The sequence below is a fragment of the Arthrobacter sp. E44 genome (assembly GCF_041877125.1).
Taxonomy (GTDB): Bacteria; Actinomycetota; Actinomycetes; order Actinomycetales; family Micrococcaceae; genus Arthrobacter.
The window spans coordinates 20,242-44,248 of the sequence record NZ_JBHDJA010000007.1; the positions used below are offsets into that span (position 1 = coordinate 20,242).

The 24,007-nt window shown below is 65.1% G+C and carries 17 protein-coding genes and 1 pseudogene; 9 read left to right on the forward strand and 9 right to left on the reverse strand.

Going from position 1 to position 24,007, the window contains the following annotated elements; translation table 11 throughout:
* The first annotated feature begins 32 nt into the window (after positions 1 to 32).
* Positions 33 to 731, forward strand: a complete 699-nt coding sequence (locus tag ACETK3_RS08030; protein ID WP_237429127.1) for a maleylpyruvate isomerase family mycothiol-dependent enzyme — start codon at positions 33 to 35, stop codon at positions 729 to 731.
* 74 nt (positions 732 to 805) lie between these two features.
* On the opposite strand, the gene ACETK3_RS08035 is transcribed toward ACETK3_RS08030, so the two are convergent.
* The 3 genes from ACETK3_RS08035 to ACETK3_RS08045 all read right to left on the reverse strand — a co-directional run bounded on the left by ACETK3_RS08035 (position 806) and on the right by ACETK3_RS08045 (position 4,969).
* Positions 806 to 1,783 carry an ABC transporter substrate-binding protein gene (locus ACETK3_RS08035; RefSeq protein ID WP_373992722.1) on the reverse strand — a complete coding sequence of 326 codons (978 nt, stop codon included), beginning with the start codon at positions 1,781 to 1,783 and terminating at the stop codon, positions 806 to 808.
* 142 nt (positions 1,784 to 1,925) lie between these two features.
* Entirely contained in the window at positions 1,926 to 3,776 is a 1,851-nt protein-coding gene (locus ACETK3_RS08040) for a glycoside hydrolase family 2 protein (protein ID WP_306969576.1), read from the reverse strand.
* A gap of 137 nt (positions 3,777 to 3,913) precedes the next feature.
* The gene (locus tag ACETK3_RS08045) at positions 3,914 to 4,969 is read right to left on the reverse strand and encodes a LacI family DNA-binding transcriptional regulator (protein WP_236820691.1); all 1,056 of its coding nucleotides are present in this window, start codon (positions 4,967 to 4,969) and stop codon (positions 3,914 to 3,916) included.
* A gap of 229 nt (positions 4,970 to 5,198) precedes the next feature.
* Here ACETK3_RS08045 and ACETK3_RS08050 point away from each other — a divergent pair, with 229 nt between their 5' ends.
* From ACETK3_RS08050 to ACETK3_RS08065, 4 genes are all read left to right on the forward strand, one after another.
* Entirely contained in the window at positions 5,199 to 6,485 is a 1,287-nt protein-coding gene (locus ACETK3_RS08050) for an extracellular solute-binding protein (protein WP_306969548.1), read from the forward strand.
* Between the two features lie 12 nt (positions 6,486 to 6,497).
* Positions 6,498 to 7,421 (forward strand): carbohydrate ABC transporter permease, encoded by a 924-nt coding sequence (locus ACETK3_RS08055; RefSeq protein WP_306969546.1) that lies wholly within the window; start codon positions 6,498 to 6,500, stop codon positions 7,419 to 7,421.
* A 2-nt stretch (positions 7,422 to 7,423) separates the two neighbouring features.
* Complete coding sequence (locus ACETK3_RS08060; protein ID WP_306969543.1) at positions 7,424 to 8,314, forward strand: carbohydrate ABC transporter permease; 891 nt, start codon at positions 7,424 to 7,426, stop codon at positions 8,312 to 8,314.
* Between the two features lie 211 nt (positions 8,315 to 8,525).
* Entirely contained in the window at positions 8,526 to 10,859 is a 2,334-nt protein-coding gene (locus ACETK3_RS08065) for a chromosome segregation ATPase (protein WP_306969541.1), read from the forward strand.
* A gap of 102 nt (positions 10,860 to 10,961) precedes the next feature.
* Here the strand turns inward: ACETK3_RS08065 and ACETK3_RS08070 are convergent, their stop codons facing one another.
* Together ACETK3_RS08070 and ACETK3_RS08075 are read right to left on the reverse strand one after the other, a co-directional pair.
* Positions 10,962 to 11,660 (reverse strand): type 1 glutamine amidotransferase domain-containing protein, encoded by a 699-nt coding sequence (locus ACETK3_RS08070; RefSeq protein WP_306969540.1) that lies wholly within the window; start codon positions 11,658 to 11,660, stop codon positions 10,962 to 10,964.
* A gap of 46 nt (positions 11,661 to 11,706) precedes the next feature.
* On the reverse strand, positions 11,707 to 12,579 hold the full coding sequence (locus ACETK3_RS08075; protein WP_236820685.1) for an aldo/keto reductase: 873 nt from the start codon (positions 12,577 to 12,579) through the stop codon (positions 11,707 to 11,709).
* 139 nt (positions 12,580 to 12,718) lie between these two features.
* Here ACETK3_RS08075 and ACETK3_RS08080 point away from each other — a divergent pair, with 139 nt between their 5' ends.
* The gene (locus tag ACETK3_RS08080) at positions 12,719 to 13,708 is read left to right on the forward strand and encodes an LLM class flavin-dependent oxidoreductase (RefSeq protein WP_236799989.1); all 990 of its coding nucleotides are present in this window, start codon (positions 12,719 to 12,721) and stop codon (positions 13,706 to 13,708) included.
* Between the two features lies 1 nt (position 13,709).
* Complete coding sequence (locus ACETK3_RS08085; RefSeq protein WP_306969537.1) at positions 13,710 to 15,257, forward strand: MFS transporter; 1,548 nt, start codon at positions 13,710 to 13,712, stop codon at positions 15,255 to 15,257.
* A gap of 174 nt (positions 15,258 to 15,431) precedes the next feature.
* Here the strand turns inward: ACETK3_RS08085 and ACETK3_RS08090 are convergent.
* The 4 genes and pseudogenes from ACETK3_RS08090 to ACETK3_RS08105 form a co-directional block, all read right to left on the reverse strand.
* Positions 15,432 to 16,031, reverse strand: a pseudogene (locus tag ACETK3_RS08090) (FAD-dependent oxidoreductase); the annotation flags it as partial.
* A gap of 18 nt (positions 16,032 to 16,049) precedes the next feature.
* Positions 16,050 to 16,976: an AEC family transporter gene (locus ACETK3_RS08095; protein ID WP_237429121.1), complete on the reverse strand. Its 927-nt coding sequence runs from the start codon at positions 16,974 to 16,976 to the stop codon at positions 16,050 to 16,052.
* 53 nt (positions 16,977 to 17,029) lie between these two features.
* A complete protein-coding gene (gene panD, locus ACETK3_RS08100; RefSeq protein ID WP_200830651.1) occupies positions 17,030 to 17,455 on the reverse strand; it encodes an aspartate 1-decarboxylase in 426 nt (141 codons plus the stop codon).
* A gap of 169 nt (positions 17,456 to 17,624) precedes the next feature.
* On the reverse strand, positions 17,625 to 18,539 hold the full coding sequence (locus tag ACETK3_RS08105; protein ID WP_237429120.1) for a LysR family transcriptional regulator: 915 nt from the start codon (positions 18,537 to 18,539) through the stop codon (positions 17,625 to 17,627).
* A 155-nt stretch (positions 18,540 to 18,694) separates the two neighbouring features.
* On the opposite strand from ACETK3_RS08105, the gene ACETK3_RS08110 reads away from it, so the two are divergent.
* Together ACETK3_RS08110 and ACETK3_RS08115 are read left to right on the forward strand one after the other, a co-directional pair.
* Positions 18,695 to 20,158: an amino acid permease gene (locus tag ACETK3_RS08110; protein WP_237429119.1), complete on the forward strand. Its 1,464-nt coding sequence runs from the start codon at positions 18,695 to 18,697 to the stop codon at positions 20,156 to 20,158.
* A gap of 265 nt (positions 20,159 to 20,423) precedes the next feature.
* Complete coding sequence (locus ACETK3_RS08115; RefSeq protein ID WP_237429118.1) at positions 20,424 to 23,942, forward strand: bifunctional proline dehydrogenase/L-glutamate gamma-semialdehyde dehydrogenase; 3,519 nt, start codon at positions 20,424 to 20,426, stop codon at positions 23,940 to 23,942.
* Positions 23,943 to 24,007: the final 65 nt, after the last annotated feature.

Below are 24,007 nucleotides of genomic sequence, written 5' to 3' on the forward strand. Positions count from 1 at the left end.
CGGGGCCATGACGCCCCGGTTAGGCTGGCGGAATGATCAATCCAGCACGGCTGCACTCAGACCTGTCCCGCTTGGGCCGGGAGACGGACATGTTCCTGGCCACGGTCTCCTCCTTGTCCGATGAAGAACTGGCTGCCCCCTCGCTGTGTGAAGGGTGGACCCGTGCCCACGTCATCGCCCACGTCGCATCCAGCGGACGTGCCCTGGTTGGGCTGATCGACTGGGCCACCTCCGGGGAGGAACGCCAGCTGTACGCGTCCCCTGAAGCGCGCGCCGAGGCAATTGCCGCCCTTGCTGCCATGCCGCGGGAGGACCTCCTGGCTGAAGTGCGGGACTCGGCAGCCGCCTTCGCCGGGGAAGCCCAGCGGTTGACCGGAGAACTTGCGGCACCGGAAGTAAAGATTGGGGGACGGGACCTGCCGGCCACGTCGATCGTGGCGCTGCGGATTGCCGAGGTGGTGGTGCACCACCATGACCTGGAAACCGCCTGGACCATCGAAGAGGCTGACCCCGATTCGCTGTTGAACGCCATCGAGGCCGTGGTACGTGCCATGCGGGCCAAGGGCGCGCCAGGGATGACGCTGGTTACCGAGGAACGCGACGAGTGGGTCATCGGTGACGGCGGCCTGCGGGTTGAATCGGACCGGGAGGGCCTGCTGAAATGGCTGGCACGCGGGGACGCCGAAGATGTTGAGGCGGCAGGCCCGGTGCCCGCGCTGCCCTCCTGGTAAAGCAAAGAAAAATCCCCGCCGGGCTCCAGCGAATTGCTGGTTCACCCGGCGGGGATTCCTTCGTCGGCAGGCCGCTACTTCTTGGGCAGGCCCGCCGGGTTCAGCTCGGACTTCTGGATGGCCTCGGAGGAGAGGCCCCAGCGGTCCAGGATCTTGGCGTAGGTGCCGTCCTCGATCAGGTGGTTCAGCGCAGCCTGCGCCGCGACTGCCAGCCCATTGCCCTTCTTCGTGGTGAAGGCAATCTGTGCCGTCAGCGGCCAGCCGCCGTTATGCGTGCCCACCTCCTTCGTCTTCCCGTCCTGCGCCGCCTTGTAGGCGGCGGCCGCGTTGGGTCCGAACGTCAGGTCCGCACGTCCTGACTGGAGCGCCAGGCTCGAGGCGGAGTCGTCGTCGTAATACTGGAACTCAACCGGCGCCAGGCCGTTCTTCTTGTTCTCGTCGTCCCAGCGCACCAGGATGGCTTCCTGGTTGGTGCCCGAGCCCACGATGATCTTCTTGCCCGCCACGTCCTTGGCTTCCTTGATCTCACCGATGCCGGAATCACTCTTGGCATAGAAGCCCAGCAGGTCGTTGCGGTAGGTGGCGAAGTCGAACTTTTCCTTGCGCGCCTCGGTGACGGTCTCGTTGGAGAGCACGGCCTCGTACTTGGATGACTCAATGCCCAGCGGCCAGTCGGCCCAGGCCACGGGCAGGACTTCGACCTGGAGTCCCAGTGCCTCGCCCACCGCGTAGGCAATGTCCACCTCGCTGCCGATCAGGGTCTTGTTGTCCGTGGCGAACAGGCTGAGCGGTGCCGCGCCGCCCGTGGTCACCACGGTGAGCTTGCCGTCGGCCTTGATGGCTTCCGGGACCAGGGCTGCTGCCGCGGAGTCTACGGAGGCTTTGAAGCGGTCCTGCTGGGGCGAAAGGTTGAAGGTCTTGCCGGTGGAATTGGTGGCGGACGACGACGGTGCTGTCGCCGCCGAGGCGCCGGGATCGGAGCAGGCAGCCAGTCCCAGCAGCGCTGAGACGGCAAGGGCCACGACGGCGGCCGGCTTGGTTTTGAAGGCCATGGTTCCTCCTTGGAAAGGGGCGAAAGATGCAACGGAATGTGCGCGTTGCAGCAACTATCCGGCAGCCCCGGAGGGGGAATCAAAGGCCCTCGAAACCCTGGGATACAGGGAGTAACCGCAGTTAACCGGAGGACCGCGGCGGTCACATTCCGGGTGCGTCCCTTTCCTCCATGGCCTCGATGGCTGCCGTCCGGGCCTGGCTGGCGCGGAGCCGGTCAACATCGAACTTCGTGCTGCGGTCGAAGTTGAAGACGCCGTTCTTCTCCTGGAACACATCGGTCAACTGCGTGTAGCAGTAGCCGAACATGTCGGGGTTCTCCAGCAGGGCTTTGCAGAGCCCGTCGAAGCGTTCGTAGAACTCTTCCTCACTGCCTACACGTTGTCCGTAGCCCCAGGAAGTGGCAACGTCTGTTCCGAGCCCGGCCTCCTGGGCAGCGCGCCGTGCCTCCTCTTCGTTCCACCAGATCCCGCCGAACTCGGAGACAAAGTACGGTTGTCCCGCGTAGGGGACGGAGTACTCCTGGCCGTCGTGGCTGCGGTTGATGAAGGGCTTGCCCTCGGAGAGGCCCTGCTGCTCGATCCGGAAGCGGTCCGGGTCCTGTTCATAGGAGTGGGAGTCGTAGATGTCCGTTTCGCGGATGCGGTGGGAATAGCCCGAAGCGTCAATGACGGGCCGGGTGGGGTCTGCCAGTTTGGTGGCCCAGAACATGGCTTCCGTAACATCGTCCAGCACTGTGGGCCTGTCATGCATGACCTGGTGCGTCTCATTCAGCGGGCACCAGCCGATGATGCTGGGGTGGTTGAAGTCCCGCTTCAGCACCTCGAGCCACTGCGCTACGAAACTCGCGGTGGGCTTTTGGTTGTGCCCCAGGGTCCCGCCTCCGGAGACCCCCCAGTCGCCGAACTCGCCCCACACCAGGTAGCCCAGCCTGTCGGCGTGGTAGAGGAATCGCTCCTCAAAGACCTTCTCGTGCAGGCGGGCACCATTAAAGCCTGCGCGCATCGCCAGCTCGATGTCTTCCACCAGGGCAGCGTCGCTGGGTGAGGTCATGAGCGACTCCGGCCAGTACCCCTGGTCCAGGATGAGCCGCTGGAACACAGCCTTGCCGTTGATCCGGACCACCTTGCCGTCCAGTGCTACGGAGCGGACCGCGGCATAGCTGGCGACCCGGTCGACGACTGTGCCGGCGGCATCGCGCACGGTCACCTCGAGGTCGTACAGGAACGGATCCTCGATGGACCAGGGGCGAAGGGATTCAGCCGGAATTTCCAGCCGCAGGGACGGGGTGAGATCCAGGTCTGCCCTGGCGGCCGACTCCACGGTAACGCCGGCTTTATCGCTGAGTACTGCACTGACGCTGTGCCCGGCACGGTTCTGGCTGACGGGCACTTCCAGCGTGATGGCGGACTCTGCCAGGTTGGGCGTCATGCGGAGCCGCTTGATATGGACCTCCGGAACGGCCTCCATCCATACGGTCTGCCAGATACCGGTGGTGCGGGTGTACTGGCAGTGGGTGTTGTTGTACCAGGTGGCCTGCTTGCCCCGCGCCTGCATTTCGTGCCGCGAATCCCTGGCCCGGACAACGATCAGAGCTTCCGCGCCTGCTTCGGCAACGCCGGTGAGGTCGGCGCTGAAGGGGGTAAAGCCGCCGCGGTGCCGCGCTACTTCGACGCCGTTCACCCACACTGTGGCGTCATGGTCCACCGCACCAAAATGCAGCAGGATGCGCTGCCCTGCCCACTCCTGCGGAACGGTTACGGTTTGCCGGTACCAGACAGCTTCCATGAAATCGACGTGCTCCACGCCGGACAAGGCGGACTCCGGGGCGAAGGGCACCAGAATTTCGCCCTGGAGTTCGCGGGTGACCAGGCCCCGCTCCAGTCCCGAGTCGGATGCATCGATTTCGAAGCCCCAGGTTCCGTTGAGGTTGATCCAGTTCTGGCGGAAAAGCTGTGGGCGGGGGTGCTCCGGCTTGGGCTGGGCGGAAGTCACATCGGAGTTCGTCAAGAGCTGTCCTTCTTGGGAGGGGCGGTGGATTCCTCTCCAGTGAACAACAGGATCAGCAAATTTTCAACGTTAGAAATTTGTTGAAGCCCAGGGGTGCTTGGTCCCGGTTGCGTAGCCCCGGGCTAATACGTGGATTCGCGGTCCTTGAGCTGGTGGCTGATGACAATCTCCTGCGGGCCCGTATCCGTGCCCCCGATGCCGGCCAGCAGCAGACGGCACGCTTCCTCCGCCAGTGCAGCCATGTCGGGGGCAATGCTGGTCAGTGATGGAGACATGAATTCCGCTTCCGGAATATCGTCCCAGCCGGCAACTGCCATCTGCCCGGGTACGGCAACGCCGCGGCGCCGGAAGGCGCGCAATGCCCCTACTGCCAGGACGTCGCTGGCGCAGATAATGCCGTCGCAGGCGAGACCGGAATTAAGGAGCCGCAGGGCTGCCAGTTCCCCTTCCTGCCGGCTGTAGGTCCCGACGTCGAGCACCAGCCGCGGCTCGAAGGGAAGGCCTTGTTCTTCCAGGCCCCGGCGGAATCCGTCAAGCCGCAGGGACGCGGTGCCTTCGCCGCTGTCGGGACGTCCACCAATGAAGCCCAGCTGCCTGCGCCCCCGGGCGGCGAGATGCTGCACCAGGTCACGGGCGGATCGGTCGTTGTCGATGCTGACGTGGGGCACGCCAGCGCCGGTAAGCCTTTCGCCCAGCAGCACCATGGGCGTTGTGTCCGTGCGTGTCCTGAAGAGTTCCAGGTCCATGCCCAGGGGGCTGTAAATCACGCCGTCCACCAGCCGGTCCCGGTAGCCCGTCAGTACCGTGCGCTCGGTTTGCAGGTCCTCTCCGAAGACTTCGGTCAGGACTGTGTAGCCCCGGCGTTTGGCCGCCGCGATGAGTTCCTCCGCGAGCTTGCCGAAGTACGGCGAAGAAATTTCGGGGATGGCGAGGACCAGAGTGTGGGAAGTGCCCTGCCGCAATTGGCGGCCGGCAAGGTTGGGGCGGTAGCCGAGTTCGGAAATGGCGGCCAGGACCTTTTCCCGGGTCCGCGCGCTGACGTTTGGCCTGTTGTTGACAACGTTGGACACGGTCTTCCACGAGACACCGGCCAGCAGCGCCACATCCTTGACGCTGGCTTCGCCACTCCTGGTTCGCGGGACGGGAGGCTGGGCGGGTGGATTACCTGCGGAATTCAACGTCTAGGCCCCTTCGGTAAGTGTTTCAGCGGGTACGGCATGCCAACCCTTGACAAACTCTAGCGACCCCTCCATTGTTTCTAACGTTAGAACTTCATCAAAGACGTAAGTTCACAAGCGTTGCGTCGGGCAGGAACCATCGATGTACGAACCGAGAAAACCCGGGCCCTCACGGCCCCACGGGGAGAGTTACCTCTCCCCGGAACCAGCGGCTGGCCCCCGGACAGGCATGAGCAGACGTTCAATCCTCCGCTCGGCAGCTGCTGCCACAGGGCTGCTTGCAACTGGAGGACTGAGTGCCTGCGCGAGCCCGCAGTCCGCTACAGCCATCCAGTCATGGGATCTGTTCTCCGGCGCGGACGGCGTCAAAATGCGCGGCATGATCAGCAAGGTCAGTGCAGCCCAGCAGCTGAACGTGCGGCCGGTTACCTTGGCTTGGGGTTCTCCCTATTACACGAAACTTGCCATGGCGGCTTCCAGCGGCAAGGCGCCGGATACAGCAATCATGCACCTGTCCCGGCTTGCCGGCTTCGCACCCGAACGGCTCCTGCAGCCGTACGACATGGATCTCCTTGCCCGGCATGGTGTGGTGCAGGAGGATTTCGCCCCGGCCGTTTGGGAGCGCTGCATCCACAATGGGAAACTCTTCGCGGTCCCCATGGATACCCACCCCTTCATCCTGCTTTACAACAAAGACCTGGCAGCGAAAGCCGGGATAAGCGACGCCACGGGAAAGCTCAAGGACATGGCCTCGCCCCAGGCATTCATGGACGCGGCGGCCAGAATGGCCGAAGCCACCGGAAAGCAGGGGCTGTCCTTCGGCCACGTCCTGGACTCGGCACAGTCCTGGCGCTTGTTCTGGGGTTTCTACAACCAGACAGGTGCCTCCTACCGGCTGACCCCGGGTGAGCCGGCGGAACTCGACAAGCCCAAGGCGACAGAAGTGCTTTCGTTTCTTATCGAACTCCTGGACGGTAATAAGGCAGCGAACAACCAGACATACCACGGTGCCATCGCCGACTTCACCACCGGAACCACGGGCATGATCTTTTCCGGCGAATGGGAATTGCCGGCGTTTGTTGAGGCGGTGCCCAATCTTGGGGCGATGCCCATGCCGACCCTCTTCGGCCAGCCTGCAAGCTACACCGATTCCCACGTGTGGGTGCTGCCGCGCCAGGTGCAGGATGACGCGGGTTTCGAGGCCGCGCACAAGTTTGTTGCCGGCATCCTCAAGAACGGCCTTACTTGGGCGCAGGCGGGCCACATCCCGGCCTATGCCCCCATCAGGGCCACCCAGGAATACCGCGCGCTGGTTCCGCAAGTGGACTACGCGGCGGCGATTGAGACGCCCGCCTTTGACCCCGCCGTCTGGTTCGCGGGAGCCGGAACTGATTTCCAGAACCAGCTCTCCCAAATCCTTTCGGCCGCCCTTCAAGGCACTGTGCCCGCGAAAGACGCAGTGGATTCGATAGTGGATTACCTCCAGACGATGCTTTCCACTCCCAACCCGACATGACCTGGTGAAAACATGCTGAGAGAGCTATCTGAAACTAAGCCGGCCGCCGCCCTGGAAGGCCGCCGGCCGGCAGCAAAACCGAAACAGGCCAGCGGCTTCTGGTACGTGGCGCCCTTCCTGGCGGCTTTCACGCTGTTCCTTCTGTGGCCGATTATCTCCGGACTGTGGATGAGCCTGACCAACCAGAGCCTCACCGGGGCCGGGGGTGGATTCGCCGGGTTCGGCAACTACCTGGAAGCGTTCGGGGACAAGGCGGTGTGGCAGTCCCTGGGCAACACGGCAGTGTTCACCCTCCTCACCGCGGCGCCCTTGGTGGCGTTGTCGTTTGTGATGGCGCATCTTGTGTACGTAGGCCTGCCGGGCCAGTGGCTGTGGCGCCTGAGTTTCTTCGCACCCTATCTGCTGCCTGTTTCGGTAGTGGCGGCCCTGTGGCAGTGGATGTTCCAGCCCGGCTTCGGCCTCATCAATGCCACCTTGAGCGCGTGGGGCATCAAACAGGTCGGTTTCCTCGACACCGAAGGCGTGGCGATGTTCTCGGTGGTCCTGGTGACTATCTGGTGGACCGTCGGGTTCAACTTCCTGCTGTACCTGTCAGCCCTTCAGAACATCCCCGACCATCTCTATGAAGCGGCCCAGCTGGATGGCGCCGGTCCATGGCGCCGGCTGGTATCCATCACCATCCCCATGGTCAATCGAACCACCGTCATGATCGTCATGCTCCAGATCCTTGCCTCACTCAAGGTGTTCGAACAGATCTACCTGCTGACGAACGGTGGCCCCCGTGGCAGCACCCGGTCCGTGCTGGAGTACATCTATGACACCGGTTTCAGCGGATACCGGCTGGGTTATGCCTCCGCAATCTCGTACCTCTTCTTTGCTCTCATCGTCGTCATCGCAGTGCTCCAACTGCGCGTGATGAACAGGAAGGCCTCCTGACCATGCCAACGAAAACTGAAACCCTGCGGGTCCCAGGTCCTACAACGGGAACTGGTGCCTCCCGGGCCGGAAAAACCGGAGTCCTGAAGATTGGCGGGCTCATCGCGTTGGCGGTCCTGGCATTGATCTGGCTGCTGCCCATCCTCTGGGGCATCACCACGTCGCTGAAGACAGAGGCCGACGCCGCAGGTTCACCCTTCAAAGCGCCCGCAGGCGGATGGAATTTTGACGCCTACCTCCAGGTGCTGCGGCAGGGGGACGTGCCCCTGTGGATGTTCAACAGCCTGGTCATCTCCGTTGCCGTCACCGTCCTTACGGTCGGAATCTCGGCGCTGGCAGCCTACGGCTTCTCCCGGACAGAATTCCGCGGACGGAAGTGGCTGTTCGCCCTGACCGTGGCCGCAATCATGGTTCCGGGGCAAATCCTGATCGTGCCGCTGTACCAGCAAATGAACGCCATGCTGCTGACGGACACGTGGGCGGGCATCGTCCTGCCGCAAATTGTTGCTCCCATGATGGTCTTCATCCTCAAAAACTTCTTCGACACCATTCCGAGGGAGCTGGAAGAGGCTGCCAGGATCGACGGCGCCGGCGGTCTGCGGGTATTCCTGACCATCGTGATGCCACTCTCCCGGCCCATCCTGGTTGCCGTATCCATCTTCGTGTTCATCGGTGCCTGGAACAACTTCCTGTGGCCCTTCATCGTGACCAACAATCCGGACCTGCTGACCCTCCCCGTGGGGCTGGCGACCATCAAGAATGCCTACGGGGTCCAGTATGCGCAGACAATGGCGAGCGCGATCCTGGCTGCGCTGCCTTTGTTGGTGATGTTCATGCTCTTCCAGCGGCACATCGTGAAAGGCTTCGCCACTTCCGGCCTCGGCGGGCAGTAACCGGCTCGAGCAATACTCCTGGCTGTCCCGCCTGAAAGGCCCTATCTGTCCCGTGCGGCATGTGGGGCCTTTCACATATTCAGCAGAAAGCGAGTACTTGGGGGAAAAAGACAAGTGGTGATTACGCGTGTTCTACCCCTGCACCGGAATTTACGGTTGACCCATGAGGCGGCCAGAGTGGGCCGCCACAATGGTCTTATCAGGAGCTCGCATGCCTACTTCCCCGTCCCCCTCTGTTCGTGCCCGCCGTTTGGCTGCGGCCGTGGTCCTGCCCGGAATGCTTGCCACCAGCCTGGTGCTGGTCCAGCCCGCGGCGGCAGCCCCCGGCACGGCCCCCGGAATCTGTAACGGCGTGGTCAACCAGCTGGCGCACCGCGGCGCCGTCCAGGAGAACCTCCTGAAGGCCGCCGCCAAGAAGAACGCCGACGCCATTGCTGCCCGGCAGGCGGAGAAGGCTGCCCTTCAGGCCCAGGCAGATGCACTGGCGGCACAGAAGGCGGACGCGGAGAAGGCGCTGGCTGACCTTGCAGCCCAAGAGACGCAGCTGAACACCGAGGAAGAATCAGCACAGGCATCTCTCGACAAGCTGACCGCCGAGCAAACGAGCCTGGGTGCCCAGGTAGCGGAAGCGAAAGCCGCCCTCACCGACCTTCAGGCCCAGCAGGCAAGCGTGGAGGGCCAGCTCGCGCCGCTACAGGAGGAACTGGCGACTGCAAAGGCCGCCTCCGCGGACCTCCAGGCACAGGCCGACCAGCTGGCAGCAGATCTTGTAGCCAACAGCGCAGCCATTGCGGCCGCAAAGACACAGCTTTCCGGGCTGCAAGGGGCTGCCGAACAGGCGGCGGCCGAGCTTACTGCCAAGGATGGCGAGATCCAGCAGGCCCAGGACCAGCTGACGGCACTGACCGGTCAGGCGCAGCAGGCGGCAGATGCCGCCGGCGCTGCCCAGCATGCGGTTACCGATGCAGAGGCCCAGCTGAAGGTGCTTGAGACGGCAGGTGCCGCCGCGACTTCAGAGCTTCAGGCCCAGCAGGCCAAGGTTGACGCCGCCAAAGCGACATTGAACGGGCTGCAGGAAACCGCTGCAGCCGCGGACGCCGCTGTCAGCAGCAAGAAGGACCAGATCGCTGCCGCACAGGCCGAGCTCGGTACCCTGCAGTCCACTGCCGCCGCTGCCAAGGCAGCCCTCGATGCCAAGAACGCCGAGATCACCGCAGCCCAGACAGACCTGCGGACTCTTCAAACCAACGCGGCGGCCGCTGCAAAGGCCGTCAGCGACAATAGCGCCAAGATCGCAGCTGTGGACGCCGAGATCACTGGCCTCCAGAACCAGATCGCCACGGTGAACAGTCAGATTGCCTCGAAGCAGGCCGCGCTGATACAGGCCCAAAAGGACCTGACTGCGCTGCAGACACAGAAGACCAACCTCGAGGCTCAAATTGCCGATCTCACCAAACAAATCGATGCCATCAACGGCAACTCCATCAAGAAACGGAATCTCCAGGACCAACGCGACGCTGCCGCGGCCCAGCTCACCACGGTGAACGGCCAGATCGCCGATACGAGCGCCACCATCTCTGGTTTACAGGGCGACCTGGCAACCCTTCAGGCCCGGGTGAACGACCTGAACTCCCAACTGCTGGCCAAGCAGCAGGAAAGCAGCACTCTGCAGCAGAACGCTGCGCCGCTGCAGGCTTCGTTGGAAGCCGCCAATGCCGCGGTTACCTCAAAGCAGAACGACATTGCCACCCTCAAGGCCCAGGTGCCTGCACTCCAAACTGCCGTCAACCAGGCGAATACGGCGGTGACTTCCAAGCAGGCGGAGCTCACCTCCCTGGAGGGGCAACTCCCGGGCTTGGAGCAGGCAGCAAAGGACGCCGCCAGCGCGGTGCTGGCCCAGCAGCAGGTACTGGATGGAATGACGGCAGAGCTGGCCAGCCTCACCGAGAACGCAGATCAAGCCCAGCAGGCCATTACCGCCCAGCGGGCAGTTCTCGACGGTTTGAACGACACCTTGGTCCAGGCAAACGCTGCGCTTGCAGAGGCCAACACTGCAGTGGATGACAAGAAGGCTGAAATTTCAGCTCTTCAAGATCAGCTCCCGGCACTGCAAGCCACATTGGATTCGGCCAACACGGCCGTCGCCTCGAAGACAGCGGACATCGCGTCGCTCAACAAGCTGGGCGACGACCTGGTGACCCGGATTTCGGCGCTCAATGCCCAGATCGCCAGTGCTGAGTCCAGCGTCCTCGGCCTCCAGGGCCGAGTGACGCCGCTGCTGGACCAGCTCAATGGCCTCAATGGCGAGATCAGCGCGGCGGAAGCAAACCTAAAGACGCTGCAGAGCCAACTGAGTGCGGTGGACGCCCAGGTTACAGCTGCCCAGGACACTCTCCGGACCCTGCAAGCCAAGAAGGGGAACTACGCGGATCCCATCAAGGTACAGAAGTTGCTGGTATCCAGCCTGCAAACCCAGCTGGCGGACATCCAGAAGCAGATCGCGGCGATCGATCCCACCATCGGGAACGGGGGCTGCGCCGCTTGATCAACGAGGCATGAAGACCGGCGTCCAATGGCGTACGCCGCAAGGAGGGGACCAGTTCTTTGCGAACTGGTCCCCTCTGCTGTCGCCTGGAAAGTGGTCCAGCTAGCTCAGCGCGGCCAGCACTTCCTTGGCCACGTCCTCGCTGGACTGCGGGTTCTGCCCGGTGATGAGGTTGCCGTCCCGGACCACATTGGAGGACCAGGCGGCGCCATTTTCGATGACGGCGCCCTTCTCCTTGAGCGCGTCCTCCACCAGCCAGGGGGTGTTTTCGCCCGTGCCCCCGCCAAGTTCTTCCTCGTTGGTGAAGACCGTGAGGCGCCGTCCCTTGAAAGTGAACCCGCCGTCGTCGTCCGTTGCGCTCAGCAGCCCGGCGGGACCGTGGCAGAACGGTGCGATGATCTTGCCGCTTCGGTCTGCTGCCACCAGGATGCGGCCCAGGTCGGCATCCTTGTAGAGGTCCGCCATGGGGCCGTGCCCGCCGGGCATCACCACGGCGTCGTAGGAGTCAATGTCGACGTCGGCCAGGACCAGCGGGTGCGCCAGCTCGCCGTCGATCCGGGCCAGGTAGTCCTTGAACCCCTGCGCACGTTCCTCGCCGCCGGCCGACTCAGGAGCCAGGCTTACCTGGTCCACGGTGGGTTTCCGGCCGCCAGGGGTTGCGATGTGGACCGTGTTGCCGGCCTCGGTCAGGGTCTGGTGGGACACCACCAGTTCCTCCGCCCAGTAGCCGGTGGGGTGTTCACTGCCGTCCTTCATGGTGAGGGAATCTGCGGCCGATACGACCATCAAAATGTTTGCCATGGTGTTTCTCCTGTCTTAGCTGACGTGAGTGGCTGGAAGCCGCTTGCTACTTGCCGGCTGCTTCAAGCTCAGCGTACGTGTCGTCGTCGAGCGTGATGCCGGCGGCGGCCATATTCTCCTCGAGGTGCTCCACGGAGCCGGTGCCGGGAATCGGCATCATCACGGGGGAGCGGCGCAGCAGCCAGGCGAGTGCCACCTGGGAGGTGGTGGCGCCCAGCCGCTTGGCGGCCTCATCCAGCGGGCCACCCGGCTGCGCGAGTTCGCCGGCGGAAATCGGAGCCCACGGGATGAAGCCGATTCCGTTCTCCTCGGAGTAGCGCAGCACGTCCTCGGAGCTGCGGTCCGTCAGGTTGTAGCGGTTCTGGACGGTGGAGACCGTGAAATGCCTGCTTGCAGCTTCCAGCTCCTCAACGCTCACCTGGGATAGGCCCAGGGCGCGGACCTTGCCTTCGTCCTGGAGTTCGCGCAGCACGCCGAACTGCTCCTCGGCGTCCACCTTGGGATCGATCCGGTGCAGCTGCAGCAGGTCCAGGGTGTCCACCTTCAGCTTGCGCAGGCTCAGCTCGGTCTGCTGGCGCAGGTATTCGGGCCGGCCAACGGGAATCCACTTGTTGGGCCCGGTGCGCGTGAACCCCACCTTGGTGGCGATCTTCAGCCCCTCCTTGTACGGGTGCAGGGCCTCGGCGATGATTTCCTCGCTGATGTTGGGGCCATAGGAGTCAGCGGTGTCGATGAAGTCCACGCCGAGTTCGACGGCGCGGCGCACTACGGCGATGGCGGCCTTGCGGTCTGCGGGCTCACCCCAGACACCGTCGCCCACGATGCGCATGGCACCAAAACCGAGCCTGTGCACGGTTCCCAGGTCCTTGAGATCGATCGTTGCGGACAGTTCCAGCTGGTTCGTTGAATCATGGCTCATAGGGGCGGCAACATCGTAAGGGTGCTGAGTATTCCGGAGAAGACGAAATAAGCCGGGCTCCGGCGTGGTTATGCATCAAGTGCCCGCCGCAATCCGGCCGGTGCTTCTTACGAAACGTTCCTGAAAGGCCGCAACCGACGTGACTCTTCCCCTTTCCATCCTTGACCTGGCAACCATCGGCAAAGGCCAGACGGCGGCGGAGAGCTTCGCGGGCAGCGTGGCCATGGCGCAAAGCGCGGAGAAGCTGGGCTACCGGCGCGTGTGGTACGCCGAGCACCACAACATGTCCTCCATCGCTTCCTCCGCCACCAGCGTGCTGATCGCGCACGTGGCCGCACACACTGAAAGCATCCGGCTGGGTGCCGGTGGCGTCATGCTGCCCAACCATTCCCCGCTGACCATTGCAGAACAGTTCGGCACCCTGGAAACCCTGCACCCGGGCCGTATCGACCTGGGCCTGGGCCGCGCGCCGGGCAGCGACCAGAACACCATGCGCGCGCTGCGCCGCGACCCGATGTCCGCGGACAGCTTCCCGCAAGACGTCCTTGAACTGCAGGGCTACCTGACCGGTCCCACCCGCATCCAGGGCGTCGAGGCTACCCCCGGCAAGGGAACCAATGTTCCGCTGTACATCCTGGGCTCGTCCCTGTTCGGCGCCCGCCTGGCCGCGCAGCTGGGCCTGCCCTACGCCTTCGCCTCGCACTTTGCCCCGGCCGCCCTGCAGGAAGCGGTGGCCATCTACCGCCGCGAGTTCAAGCCGTCAGCCCAGTTGGACGCCCCGCACGTCATTGCCGGCGTCAACGTCATCGCCGCCGACTCCGCTTCTGAAGCGCAGGCGATGTTCCAAGCCACCAAGCGCGCCCGCGTCTCCCTGTTCTTTGGCGGCGGCCGGGAATTCACCGACGACGAGGCGGACATGATCCTGGATTCGCCGCAGGGCCGGCACATGGCACAAATGATGACCTACTCCGCAGTGGGGACGCCCGACGTCGTGATCGATTACCTGGACAGCTTCGGGAAGCACGCCGACGCGGACGAGCTCATCGTGGCGCACCAGAGCCCCGGCACCCAGGACCGCCTGCGGTCCGTGGAGTTGCTGGCCCAGGCCGCTGGGCTGGTGGCGGTCTAACATGGCCGGCGCGGCGAACGCTAAAGACGGCGTAGGGTTCCGGTCCGATCGCGGGCCCATCCTCATTGCCCTGATGCTGTCCACGGGACTCGTGGCCATCGATTCCACCATCGTGGCCACCGCGGTGCCATCGATCGTCCGCGACGTGGGCGGCTTCTCGTCCTTCCCCTGGCTGTTCTCCGCCTACCTGCTGGCGCAGGCGGTGTCCGTGCCGATCTACGGCAAGCTTTCCGACATGGCGGGCCGCAAGCCCATCATCCTCACGGGCATCGGCCTGTTCCTGCTCGGTTCCGTGCTGTGCGGCGTGGCTTGGAGCATGCCCTCCCTGATTGCCTTCCGGGCGCTGCAGGGACTCGGCGCCGGTGCGGTGTTGCCCGTGGCCGTCACCATTGCCGGCGACATCTACACCCTGCAGGAGCGCGCGAAGGTCCAGGGCTACCTGGCCAGCGTCTGGGCCGTTTCCTCTGTGGTGGGCCCCAGCCTGGGCGGCGTCTTCTCCGCACTGGGCATCTGGCGCGGCATCTTCCTGGTCAACGTGCCGCTCTGCCTGCTGGCCGGGTGGATGCTGGTCCGCACACTCCATGAGGACGTGGAACGCGCCACCCACAAGGTGGATTACGCCGGCGCCGTGCTGTTGGCCGGCTCGCTCGGGCTGCTCATCCTCGGCGCCCTCCAGGGCGGCCAGGCGTGGGCCTGGGATTCTCCCATCAGCATCGGCGTGTTCGTGGTGGGCGCAGTCCTGCTGGTCGCATTCCTCCTGGTGGAACGCCGGGCAGCGGAGCCCATCCTGCCGGCCTGGGTGGTGTCCCGCCGGCTGCTGGCCACCACCGCGCTGGTCTCCTTCGGCGTCGGCGCGGTGATGATCGGCCTGACCTCCTACGTGCCCACCTTCCTGGAAGGCGCCCTGTCCTCCTCGCCACTGGTGGCCGGCCTGGCGCTCGCCGCCCTGACCCTCGGCTGGCCGCTTAGCGCCTCACAGGCCGGCAAGTTTTACCTGCGGATCGGCTTCAAATCCACGGCGCTGATCGGCATCGCCGTCTCGGTGGTGGGCCTGCTGATCCTGTCGCTCACCGCCTCCTCACCCAACGTGGCGCTGATCGCGGTCAGCTGCTTCGTCGTCGGCCTCGGCCTGGGCCTGCTGGCCACCCCCACCCTGATCTCGGCCCAGTCCAGCGTGCCCTGGCATGAACGCGGCGTGGTGACCAGCACCAACATGTTTGCCCGGTCCATCGGCAGCGCCCTGGGCGTCGCCGTATTTGGTGCCGTGGCCAACTCCATCTATGACGGCAGCAGTGGTGGCGAGGCCGATCCCGCCATGGTTATTTCCGCGTCCGGGGCCGTCTTCCTTGCCGCGCTGGTGGCCGGGCTGCTGACCGTTGCCGCAGTGCTGTTTATGCCGGCGGTGAAGGCTGACAGCGTGGAGCAGGCCGGGGATGGGGCCGCGGCAGTCGAAGAACAGGCAGGCGAAGGCCCGGCAGCCACGGAGCCCGCTGGCAACGCTGTTCCCAGCCGCGCTGTTCCCACCCGAGTAAAGGGCCGCAACAGCTAGCGGGACGCCCGGAAAATTTCGGGCGCGGGGCGGGTCCCGGTGGCAAGGTCGGCCAGGATCCGCCCGATCACGGGCGTGAACTTGAAGCCGTGGCCGGACCCTCAGCTTCGGGATCCGGATGGCTGGGTTGCCGCCGCCCGCAACCTTGCCCAGCAGCTTCTCCGTCCAGCCGCCCGCCGTCACCACGGCCTGGGCTGCGGTGACCACCTCCGTGCCCGCAGCCGATTCCAGCGTCAGCCGCACGCCGTCGTCGAACACCTGGAAGTCCATCACCCTGGTGTGGTGCCGGATGTCGGCGCCCCGGGCAGCGGCCAGCCGCTGGAAGGCGGGAAGTGCGGCTTCCGGATTGAGCTGGCCGCCGTCGGGCATGTGCAGGACCTGCCGGTCGAACCGGATGCCGCGCCACCGTTCGCCGGCCTCGGCCGGGTGCAGGAACTCGGCGCGGATGCCTGCAGCAGTGAGGGCTGCGGAAATTTTCTTTGGGTCAAAGCCGGGTCCATGGGTGACGACGCCGGTGCGCGCCAGCAGTTGCTCGCCGCTTTCCTGTTCCAGTTCCTCCCACAGCGCCAGCCCCTCGGCCAGCATGGCCACATAGTCCGGCTGGTGGTAGCCCGGGTTCAGGTTCCGGGTGGCGCCGTGGGACGCACCGATCTTGTGGCCGGGGCCGAACTGCTCCACCAGCGTCACCTGTCGGCCCCGGCGCGATAACGCCCAGGCAGCCGCGGAACCCATGGCCCCTCCGCCGATCACCACACTGTCCAACACAGAATTCATCAGCCCTCCAAGCTACGGTTACGCCAACAACAGCGCCACGCCGATCATCGCCGGCACCGCCACCACGGTGGTGATCAGCACCGTATCTTTCGCGACCGTGAGTCCCGTCTGGTACCGGCTGGCCGCAACGAACACGTTCTGGGCCGTGGGCAGGGCCGAGGTAACCACCACGGCGAACAGGGCATGCCCGTCCATTCCCAGCGCCAAGCGGGCGAAAAGGTAGGCAAGGGCCGGCTGGATGCCGAGCTTGAAGGCGCTGGCCAGCAGGGTGTCCAGGCGCCGGCCGGCGGAGGCCTGCAACGGCCGGGTGCCGTTCAGGCTCATGCCGAACGCGATCAGCATGGCAGGAATAGCCGCGCCGCCGATCAGGTGGATGGGCTCCATGACCAGTTCCGGAACCTGGAAGCCGGTGCCGGCCACCAGCAGCCCCAGGCCGGAACCCACGATCATGGGGTTGCGCAGGATCATCAGGAAAAAGCCCAGGACCGTGGTGCGGTGCGTGCTGGTGCTCGAGTCCAGGATCATCAGGAACATCGGGGTGAAGAAGGCCAGCTGGAAGATCAGCAGCGGCGCCACGTAGCTGGCGTCGCCCAGGACATATACCGCAATAGGAATACCCAGGTTCGCGGAGTTCGCCAGGGAAGCAGACATGGCCGACATCAGTGATTCAGGCAGTGCCCGCTTCAGCCAGAACCTGGTGATCGTGAAGAAGATGGCTGCCGTGACGATGGCGGCCACCGCCGTGACGAGCAGAGGTTCGGCAAAGACTTCCTGCAGGCGGGCCTTGCTGAGGGTTTCGAAGAGCAGTGCCGGGCTGGCAACGAAGAAAGTCAGGCCACTGAGGACGGGCCGGGCGTTGTCGCCCAGGATCCTTTGCCGGCCCACGAACCAGCCCACCAGGATGATGCACCAGACAACGAAGAACCCGGCCAGCACCCCTAGCAAAGGATGCCTCGCGGGGCATGGAAGAAGGGTCTACCGGAGTTCACGCTCCGGGATCACACGGTGGCGTTGTTGAGCGCGAACGGCGGGCGCACGACGCCGGGGGTAAGGCCCTCGGCGGGATCGTTGCCCAGCTGGATCACCCGGTTGTTTTCGTCCACGTGGACCACGCGTGGCTCGAAGGACTTGGCTTCTTCGGTGGTCATCTGGGCGTACGTAATCAAGATGATGATGTCGTTCTCATGCATCAAGTGCGCCGCTGCACCGTTGATGCCGATCACGCCGGAGCCGCGTTCGCCGGCGATGGTGTAGGTTTCAAGCCGCGCGCCGTTGGTGACGTCCACGATGGAGACCAGCTCGCCGGGAAGGATGTCGGCGGCCTCCAGCAGGTCGAGGTCAACGGTGACCGAGCCCACGTAGTGCAGGTCGGCGTGCGTGACGGTGGCCCGGTGGATTTTGGACTTGAACATTGTTCGATTCATAACGGGTCCAGTCTAGACCTGCGGTTCCATGCCCGCAGTGACGTACGAAACATAGGGCCCCAGATGACGCGGCTGCGCAGCGAGGCGCGATTTCGTTGCGCAGGGGACGCGCCTGCGCAACCCCAAGCTCTTTGAATGCGCAGCTAAGGACACATACGACGGCGGCCGGTCACCCGGCGTCGTTCCTTGCCACCGCTGCCGCGGCCGCAGCCAGGGTTTCCCGGGCGGCAAGGATCGCCGGGCGCTGGGCGCTGGAGCGGCGGACGGAGGTGAAGATGGTGCGGTGAGGCTTCCCGGGAAGCTCCAGCAGCTGCGCCGTGGTGCCCCTGCCGGTCCACACCAGGTCCGGCATCAGGGCCACCGCATTGCCCGACTCGATCAGGCGGGCCTGGGCCTGGAGGTCGGCGGTTTCAAAGCGGACATCGGGTTCGAAGCCGGCGCTGCGGCACGCCTGTTCCGCCCAGTGCCGCGATGCGGCACCCCTCGGTTCCATGACCCAGGCAAGCCCAGCCGTGTCCGCGAGCGAACGGACCTCCGGCCCGCCGTCGGACGCCGGGGGCACGGCCAGCCGGATGGCGTCGGTGGTCAGCTTCACCCGGTCCAGCTCCGGGTAGCGCGGTGCCGCGTGGCCGGGGTACTGCTCCGCGATCACCAAGTCGAAGTCGCGCGCCCATGTCTCGTGCAATGCCGTCTCGGGCTCGCGCTGGATCATCTCGATCCGGACCTCGGGGTAGGTGGTTGCCATGCGGGTCAGGGTGTCCGGCATCAGGGCCAGCGCCGCCGACTGGAAGACAGCGATTTTCACCGTGCCGGTGACGGTCGTCAGCGAGGCGGCCAGGTCCGCCTCCGCCTGTTCCAACGTTTCCAGCAGCTGTGCGGTATGGGCCACCAAGACCTCTGCCTGGGGTGTCAGCTGCACCCGCCGCCCCGTTTTCCGGAGCAGCTCCACGCCCACTTCCTTCTCCAGGAGGGCCAGCTGCTGCGAGACAGAGGACGGGCTGTACTGCAATGCCTCCGCCACCTCCGCGAGCGTCCCGCGGATACTCAACTCTCGGAGCAGCCGAAGCCGGCGGACGTCAAGCATGGCGGATTCCTAACTGAAACTAACGAATATAGGTTAGAAGTAGTCACTTTATCTAACGGAATGGCGAACGCATACTGTTGGAATCGAGTTACCCCCGTCACAGCCAGTTCCCTTGGCGTGCCGCGGCGGGGTCGCACCCCAAGCAGGAGTTCCTGATGAGCAGTAAAGATTTGACCCAATCGATCATGCGGCGCAAGCCGATCGATGACATCGAGGAAGAGAGCAAGCACAGCGGACTGTTCAAGTCCCTCGGGCTGTGGCAGCTCACCGCCATCGGCGTTGGCGGAATCATCGGCGTCGGCATCTTCTCCCTCGCGGGACTGGTGGCCGCCGGCAGTGAAGGAAACCCGGGAGTGGGGCCCGCGGTGCTGATTTCCTTCCTGATTGCAGGCCTCGCCTCCGCGGCGGCCGCCCTGTCCTACGCTGAGTTCGCCGGAATGATTCCGCGCGCGGGCTCGGCCTACACCTACGGCTACGTTGCCCTCGGCGAGGTGATCGGCTGGTTCATCGGCTGGGACCTGCTGCTGGAATACATCGCCATCGTCGCGGTGGTGGCCATCGGCATCTCCGGCTACCTTGACGCCTTCCTGGCCGGCATCGGCATCCACATGCCCGCCTGGATGACGTCCACTGTGGATGAGGGCAAGGGCGGCATCGTCAATATCCCGGCCATCCTGGTCTGCCTCCTGGTCACCTGGATCCTGTCCCGCGGCACCAAGGCCTTCGGCCGGTTCGAGCTCGTTGCCGTGGCGATCAAGGTCATCCTGATCCTCTTCATCATCGGCCTCGGCGTCTTCTACATCGACACCAACAACTACAACCCGTTCATGCCGAGCGGCTTCGGCCCCGTGGTGGCAGGCTCCGCTACGGTGTTCTTCGCAGTGTTCGGGTACGACGCCATGAGCACCGCGGCAGAGGAAGCCAAGGACGGCAAGAAGCACATGCCCAAGGCAATCGTGCTCTCGCTCATCATCGCCATGCTGCTCTACGTCGCCGCCACCCTGGTCCTGACCGGCATGCAGAACTACAAGGACATCGACCCCAAGGCCGGCTTCGCCTCCGCCTTCACGTCAGTTGGCCTGCCCGTGATCGCCACCATCATTTCGGTGTTCGCCGTCCTGTCCATCCTTACCGTGATGCTCACCTTCCTGCTGGGCGTGACCCGGGTGTGGTTCTCCATGAGCCGCGACGGCCTGCTCCCCGGCTGGTTTGCCAAGACCGACCGGCACGGCACCCCGCAGCGCGTCACCTGGATCGGCGGCATCGCGTCCGCCTTCCTGGCTGGGGTGTTCCCCATCAAGGCGGTCGCGGACCTGACCAACATCGGCATCCTGGCTGCGTTCGTCGTCGTGTGCCTGTCCGTAATCATCTTCCGTTACAAGCGGCCTGATGCTCCCCGTACGTTCCGCCTGCCCCTGATGCCCGTGATCCCGGCGTTCGGTGTCCTGGCCTCTGCCTTCCTGATGCTCCAGCTGCACTGGGAAACCTGGCTGCGGTTCGTGGTCTGGCTGGTCATCGGCCTGGTCATCTACTTCGGCTACGGGCGCAAGCACTCGCTCATGAACCCCAACAGCCCCCGGCACCAGGAACTCGCGGACCTGCACCGCCCGCTCACCTGACCTCCCCCCAGACGCCCCGTCACTTCCTGCCGCGGTTCTCCCAACGCGTCATCAGATAAAGGTCCGTCCCGCCGAGCCCTCTCCCACGTTCCTTGGGGGAGGGCTCGCGGCTTTCCGGAAGGGTAATCGGGAGGGAACGAGGGGGTGGAAAAACATTCGGTTTTCCTAACCTGTATTGGTTGGAAAAGATCGCTTTATCTTATGTGAGTGGAAGCTCATACTGATGGAAAGACCTCCTCCCACAGCAAGAAAGATCGGGAAAACCATGACCCACGTTGCAACGGAACCGACAACCTCGGCCGGCACCGCACCGCAGACCGTCGACGTCGACGTCCCCCAGGCAAAAGCCCTCGCCACTGAAGCGGTGGCCCTGGTCCGGCACTGGCTCACCGAGGCCGCCAAGGTTCCGGTGGACGCCTCCGCCCAGCAGCTGGCCGGCGTCCTCAAGGACCCCAACGGCCTGGAGTTCACGGTGGGCTTCGTCGACGGCGTTGTCCGTCCCGAGGACCTGAACGTCGCCGCCCGCAACCTGGCAGCCCTGGCCCCCAAGGTTCCGGCCTTCCTGCCCTGGTACATGCGCAGCGCCGTGGCGCTCGGCGGCACGATGGCGCCGGTGATGCCGCAGGTAGTCATCCCCATCGCCCGCAAGGTGCTGCGCGAAATGGTGGGCCACCTGATCGTTGACGCCACCGACGCCAAGCTTGGTCCCGCCATCGCCAGGATCAGGAAGGACGGCATCAAGCTCAACGTCAACCTGCTGGGCGAGGCAGTACTCGGCGAGCACGAGGCCGCCCGCCGGCTCGAGGGCACGCACGCACTGCTGGCGCGACCCGACGTCGACTACGTCTCCATCAAGGTCTCCTCCACGGTTGCCCCGCACTCCGCCTGGGCCTTCGACGAAGCCGTGGAACACGTCGTCGAAAAGCTCACCCCGCTCTTCCAGCTCGCCAACTCCTTCGCGGGCCCGGGAAGCAGCACCGGCGGCAAGGCCAAGTTCATCAACCTGGACATGGAGGAGTACAAGGACCTGGACATGACCATCGCGGTCTTCACCAGGATCCTGGACCAGCCAGAGTTCAGGAACCTCGAGGCCGGGATCGTGCTCCAGGCGTACCTTCCCGACGCCCTGTCCGCCATGGTCCGGCTGCAGGACTGGGCAGCCCAGCGGCGCGCCAACGGTGGCGCAGGCATCAAGGTCCGCGTGGTCAAAGGCGCCAACCTCCCCATGGAACACGTGGAGGCTTCCCTCCACGACTGGCCCCTGGCCACATGGGGCACCAAGCAGGACTCGGACACCAGCTACAAGCGGGTCATCAACTACGCGCTGCACCCCGACCGGATCAAGAACATCCGGATCGGTGTGGCGGGCCACAACCTGTTCGACATCGCCTTCGCCTGGCTCCTGGCCAAGCAGCGCGGCGTGGAGTCCGGCATCGAGTTCGAAATGCTCCTAGGCATGGCGCAGGGCCAGGCCGAAGCCGTCAAGAAGGACGTCGGTTCCCTGCTGCTCTACACCCCGGTAGTGCACCCGGCCGAGTTCGACGTCGCCATCGCCTACCTGATCCGCCGTCTGGAAGAGGGCGCCAGCCAGGACAACTTCATGTCCGCAGTCTTCGAGCTCAGTGAAAACGAAGGCCTGTTCGAGCGCGAAAAGCAGCGCTTCCTCTCCGCGCTGGAGGCGCTAGACAACACCGTCCCGCTGCCCAACCGCCGCCAGGACCGTAACCTCCCGCCGGAACCCATGCCGCACACCGGCTTCCGGAACACCCCCGACACGGATCCCGCGCTGCCGGCCAACCGCCCCTGGGGCCGCGCCATCCTGGAGCGCGTTCCGTCCTCCACCCTGGGCAACGCCGCCGTGAAGGCCGCGTTCATCAACGACGAGGAAACGCTGAACTCGGCCTTTGCCAACGCTGTGGAGAAGGGCAAGGACTGGGGCGGGCTTTCGGGTAGCGAGCGCGCCGAGATCCTGCACCGCGCGGGCGAGATCCTGGAGGCCCGGCGCGCCGACCTCCTGGAGGTCATGGCCAGCGAGACCGGCAAAACCATTGACCAGGGCGATCCCGAGGTCAGCGAAGCAGTGGACTTCGCCCACTACTACGCCGAATCCGCACGGAAGCTGGACACGGTCGACGGCGCCACGTTCGTCCCGGCCAAACTCACCGTTGTCACCCCGCCATGGAACTTCCCGGTCGCCATTCCGGCAGGGTCCACCCTGGCGGCACTCGCCGCCGGCTCCGCCGTCGTCATCAAACCCGCCAAGCAGGCCGCCCGCAGCGGCGCCGTCATGGTGGAGGCACTCTGGGAGGCCGGCGTGCCCAAGGGCGTGCTGACCATGGTGCAGTTGGGCGAGCGGGAACTCGGCAAACAGCTCATCAGCCATCCTGCCGTGGACCGCGTCATCCTCACCGGCGGCTACGAAACCGCCGAGCTGTTCCGCTCCTTCCGGAAGGACCTGCCGCTGCTGGCCGAAACCAGCGGCAAGAACGCCATCATCGTCACACCCAGCGCAGACCTGGACCTGGCAGCCAAGGACGTGGCCTACTCCGCCTTCGGCCACGCCGGCCAAAAGTGCTCTGCCGCTTCGCTGGTGATCCTGGTGGGCTCGGTGGCCAAATCCAAGCGGTTCCACAACCAGCTGATCGACGCCGTCACGTCCCTCAAGGTGGGCTACCCGCAGGACCCCACCAGCCAGATGGGCCCCATCATCGAGCCCGCCAACGGCAAGCTGCTGAACGCGCTCACCACCCTGGGCGACGGGGAGAACTGGGCCGTGGAGCCCAGGAAACTCGACGATACCGGCCGGCTCTGGAGCCCGGGCGTGCGCTACGGGGTCAAGCGCGGTTCCTACTTCCACCTCACCGAATTCTTCGGCCCGGTCCTGGGCGTAATGACCGCCGGGACCCTGGAAGAGGCCATCGCCATCCAGAACCAGATCGAATACGGCCTGACCGCGGGCCTGCACTCCCTGAACGCCGAGGAGCTCGGCGTCTGGCTGGACGGCATCCAGGCCGGCAACCTCTACGTCAACCGCGGCATCACCGGAGCCATCGTGCAGCGCCAGCCGTTCGGCGGGTGGAAGAAGTCGGCAGTCGGACCGGGCACCAAGGCGGGCGGTCCCAACTACCTGGCCGGTCTGGGCGACTGGGCTCCGGCCACCAGTGCCGCCAAGGCCGAGATCACGCACGCGGGCATCCGCCGGCTCCTTAATGCTTCCGGCCCCGCGCTGCAGCCTGCCGAGCTTGAGTCCGTCGAACGGGCGTTGGCATCCGACGCCCACGCCTGGGCCGAGGAGTTTGGCACCGCCAAGGATGTTTCCGGGCTGAGCGCCGAACGCAACATCTTCCGCTACCGCAGCCTCCCGGTCACCATCCGGCTTTCCGAAGGCGCGCCGCTGGCACACCTGCTGCGGACGGTGGCGGCCGGCATTCTGGCGGGCTCGGCGCTCACGGTGTCCAGCGCCGTCGAACTTCCCGCCCAGCTGCGCTCCGTGCTCACCGCCCAGGACATCGAGGTGGCGGTGGAGTCCGACGCCGGCTGGCTGGCTTCGGCGGAACGCCTCGCCTCCGAAGGCAGGCTCTCCGGCGCCCGGATCCGTCTGATCGGCGGCGACGCGTCAGCGCTCGCGGAGGCGACCGGCGGACGGCCCGACCTTGCCATCTACGCGCACGCAGTCACTGAGGCCGGACGCGTTGAACTTCTGCCGTTCCTGCACGAGCAGGCTGTCAGCATCACGGCACACCGTTTCGGTACCCCGAACCACCTTTCAGACGCGCTGATCTAGGTACCCAGGACCGGCCTACCAAGGTCCGCCCACGCGAAAGGCCGGGCAGCCACTCAGAGTGGCTG

Coding starts and splice junctions, on each gene's coding strand:
- ACETK3_RS08050 (WP_306969548.1), top strand. CDS start 5,199: ATGAGCAGACGTTCAATCCTCCGCTCGGCAGCTGCTGCCACAGGGCTG.
- ACETK3_RS08075 (WP_236820685.1), bottom strand. CDS start 12,579: ATGAGCCATGATTCAACGAACCAGCTGGAACTGTCCGCAACGATCGAT.
- panD (WP_200830651.1), bottom strand. CDS start 17,455: ATGAATCGAACAATGTTCAAGTCCAAAATCCACCGGGCCACCGTCACG.
- ACETK3_RS08110 (WP_237429119.1), top strand. CDS start 18,695: ATGAGCAGTAAAGATTTGACCCAATCGATCATGCGGCGCAAGCCGATC.
- ACETK3_RS08060 (WP_306969543.1), top strand. CDS start 7,424: ATGCCAACGAAAACTGAAACCCTGCGGGTCCCAGGTCCTACAACGGGA.
- ACETK3_RS08085 (WP_306969537.1), top strand. CDS start 13,710: ATGGCCGGCGCGGCGAACGCTAAAGACGGCGTAGGGTTCCGGTCCGAT.
- ACETK3_RS08035 (WP_373992722.1), bottom strand. CDS start 1,783: ATGGCCTTCAAAACCAAGCCGGCCGCCGTCGTGGCCCTTGCCGTCTCA.
- ACETK3_RS08065 (WP_306969541.1), top strand. CDS start 8,526: ATGCCTACTTCCCCGTCCCCCTCTGTTCGTGCCCGCCGTTTGGCTGCG.
- ACETK3_RS08030 (WP_237429127.1), top strand. CDS start 33: ATGATCAATCCAGCACGGCTGCACTCAGACCTGTCCCGCTTGGGCCGG.
- ACETK3_RS08115 (WP_237429118.1), top strand. CDS start 20,424: ATGACCCACGTTGCAACGGAACCGACAACCTCGGCCGGCACCGCACCG.
- ACETK3_RS08070 (WP_306969540.1), bottom strand. CDS start 11,660: ATGGCAAACATTTTGATGGTCGTATCGGCCGCAGATTCCCTCACCATG.
- ACETK3_RS08105 (WP_237429120.1), bottom strand. CDS start 18,539: ATGCTTGACGTCCGCCGGCTTCGGCTGCTCCGAGAGTTGAGTATCCGC.
- ACETK3_RS08055 (WP_306969546.1), top strand. CDS start 6,498: ATGCTGAGAGAGCTATCTGAAACTAAGCCGGCCGCCGCCCTGGAAGGC.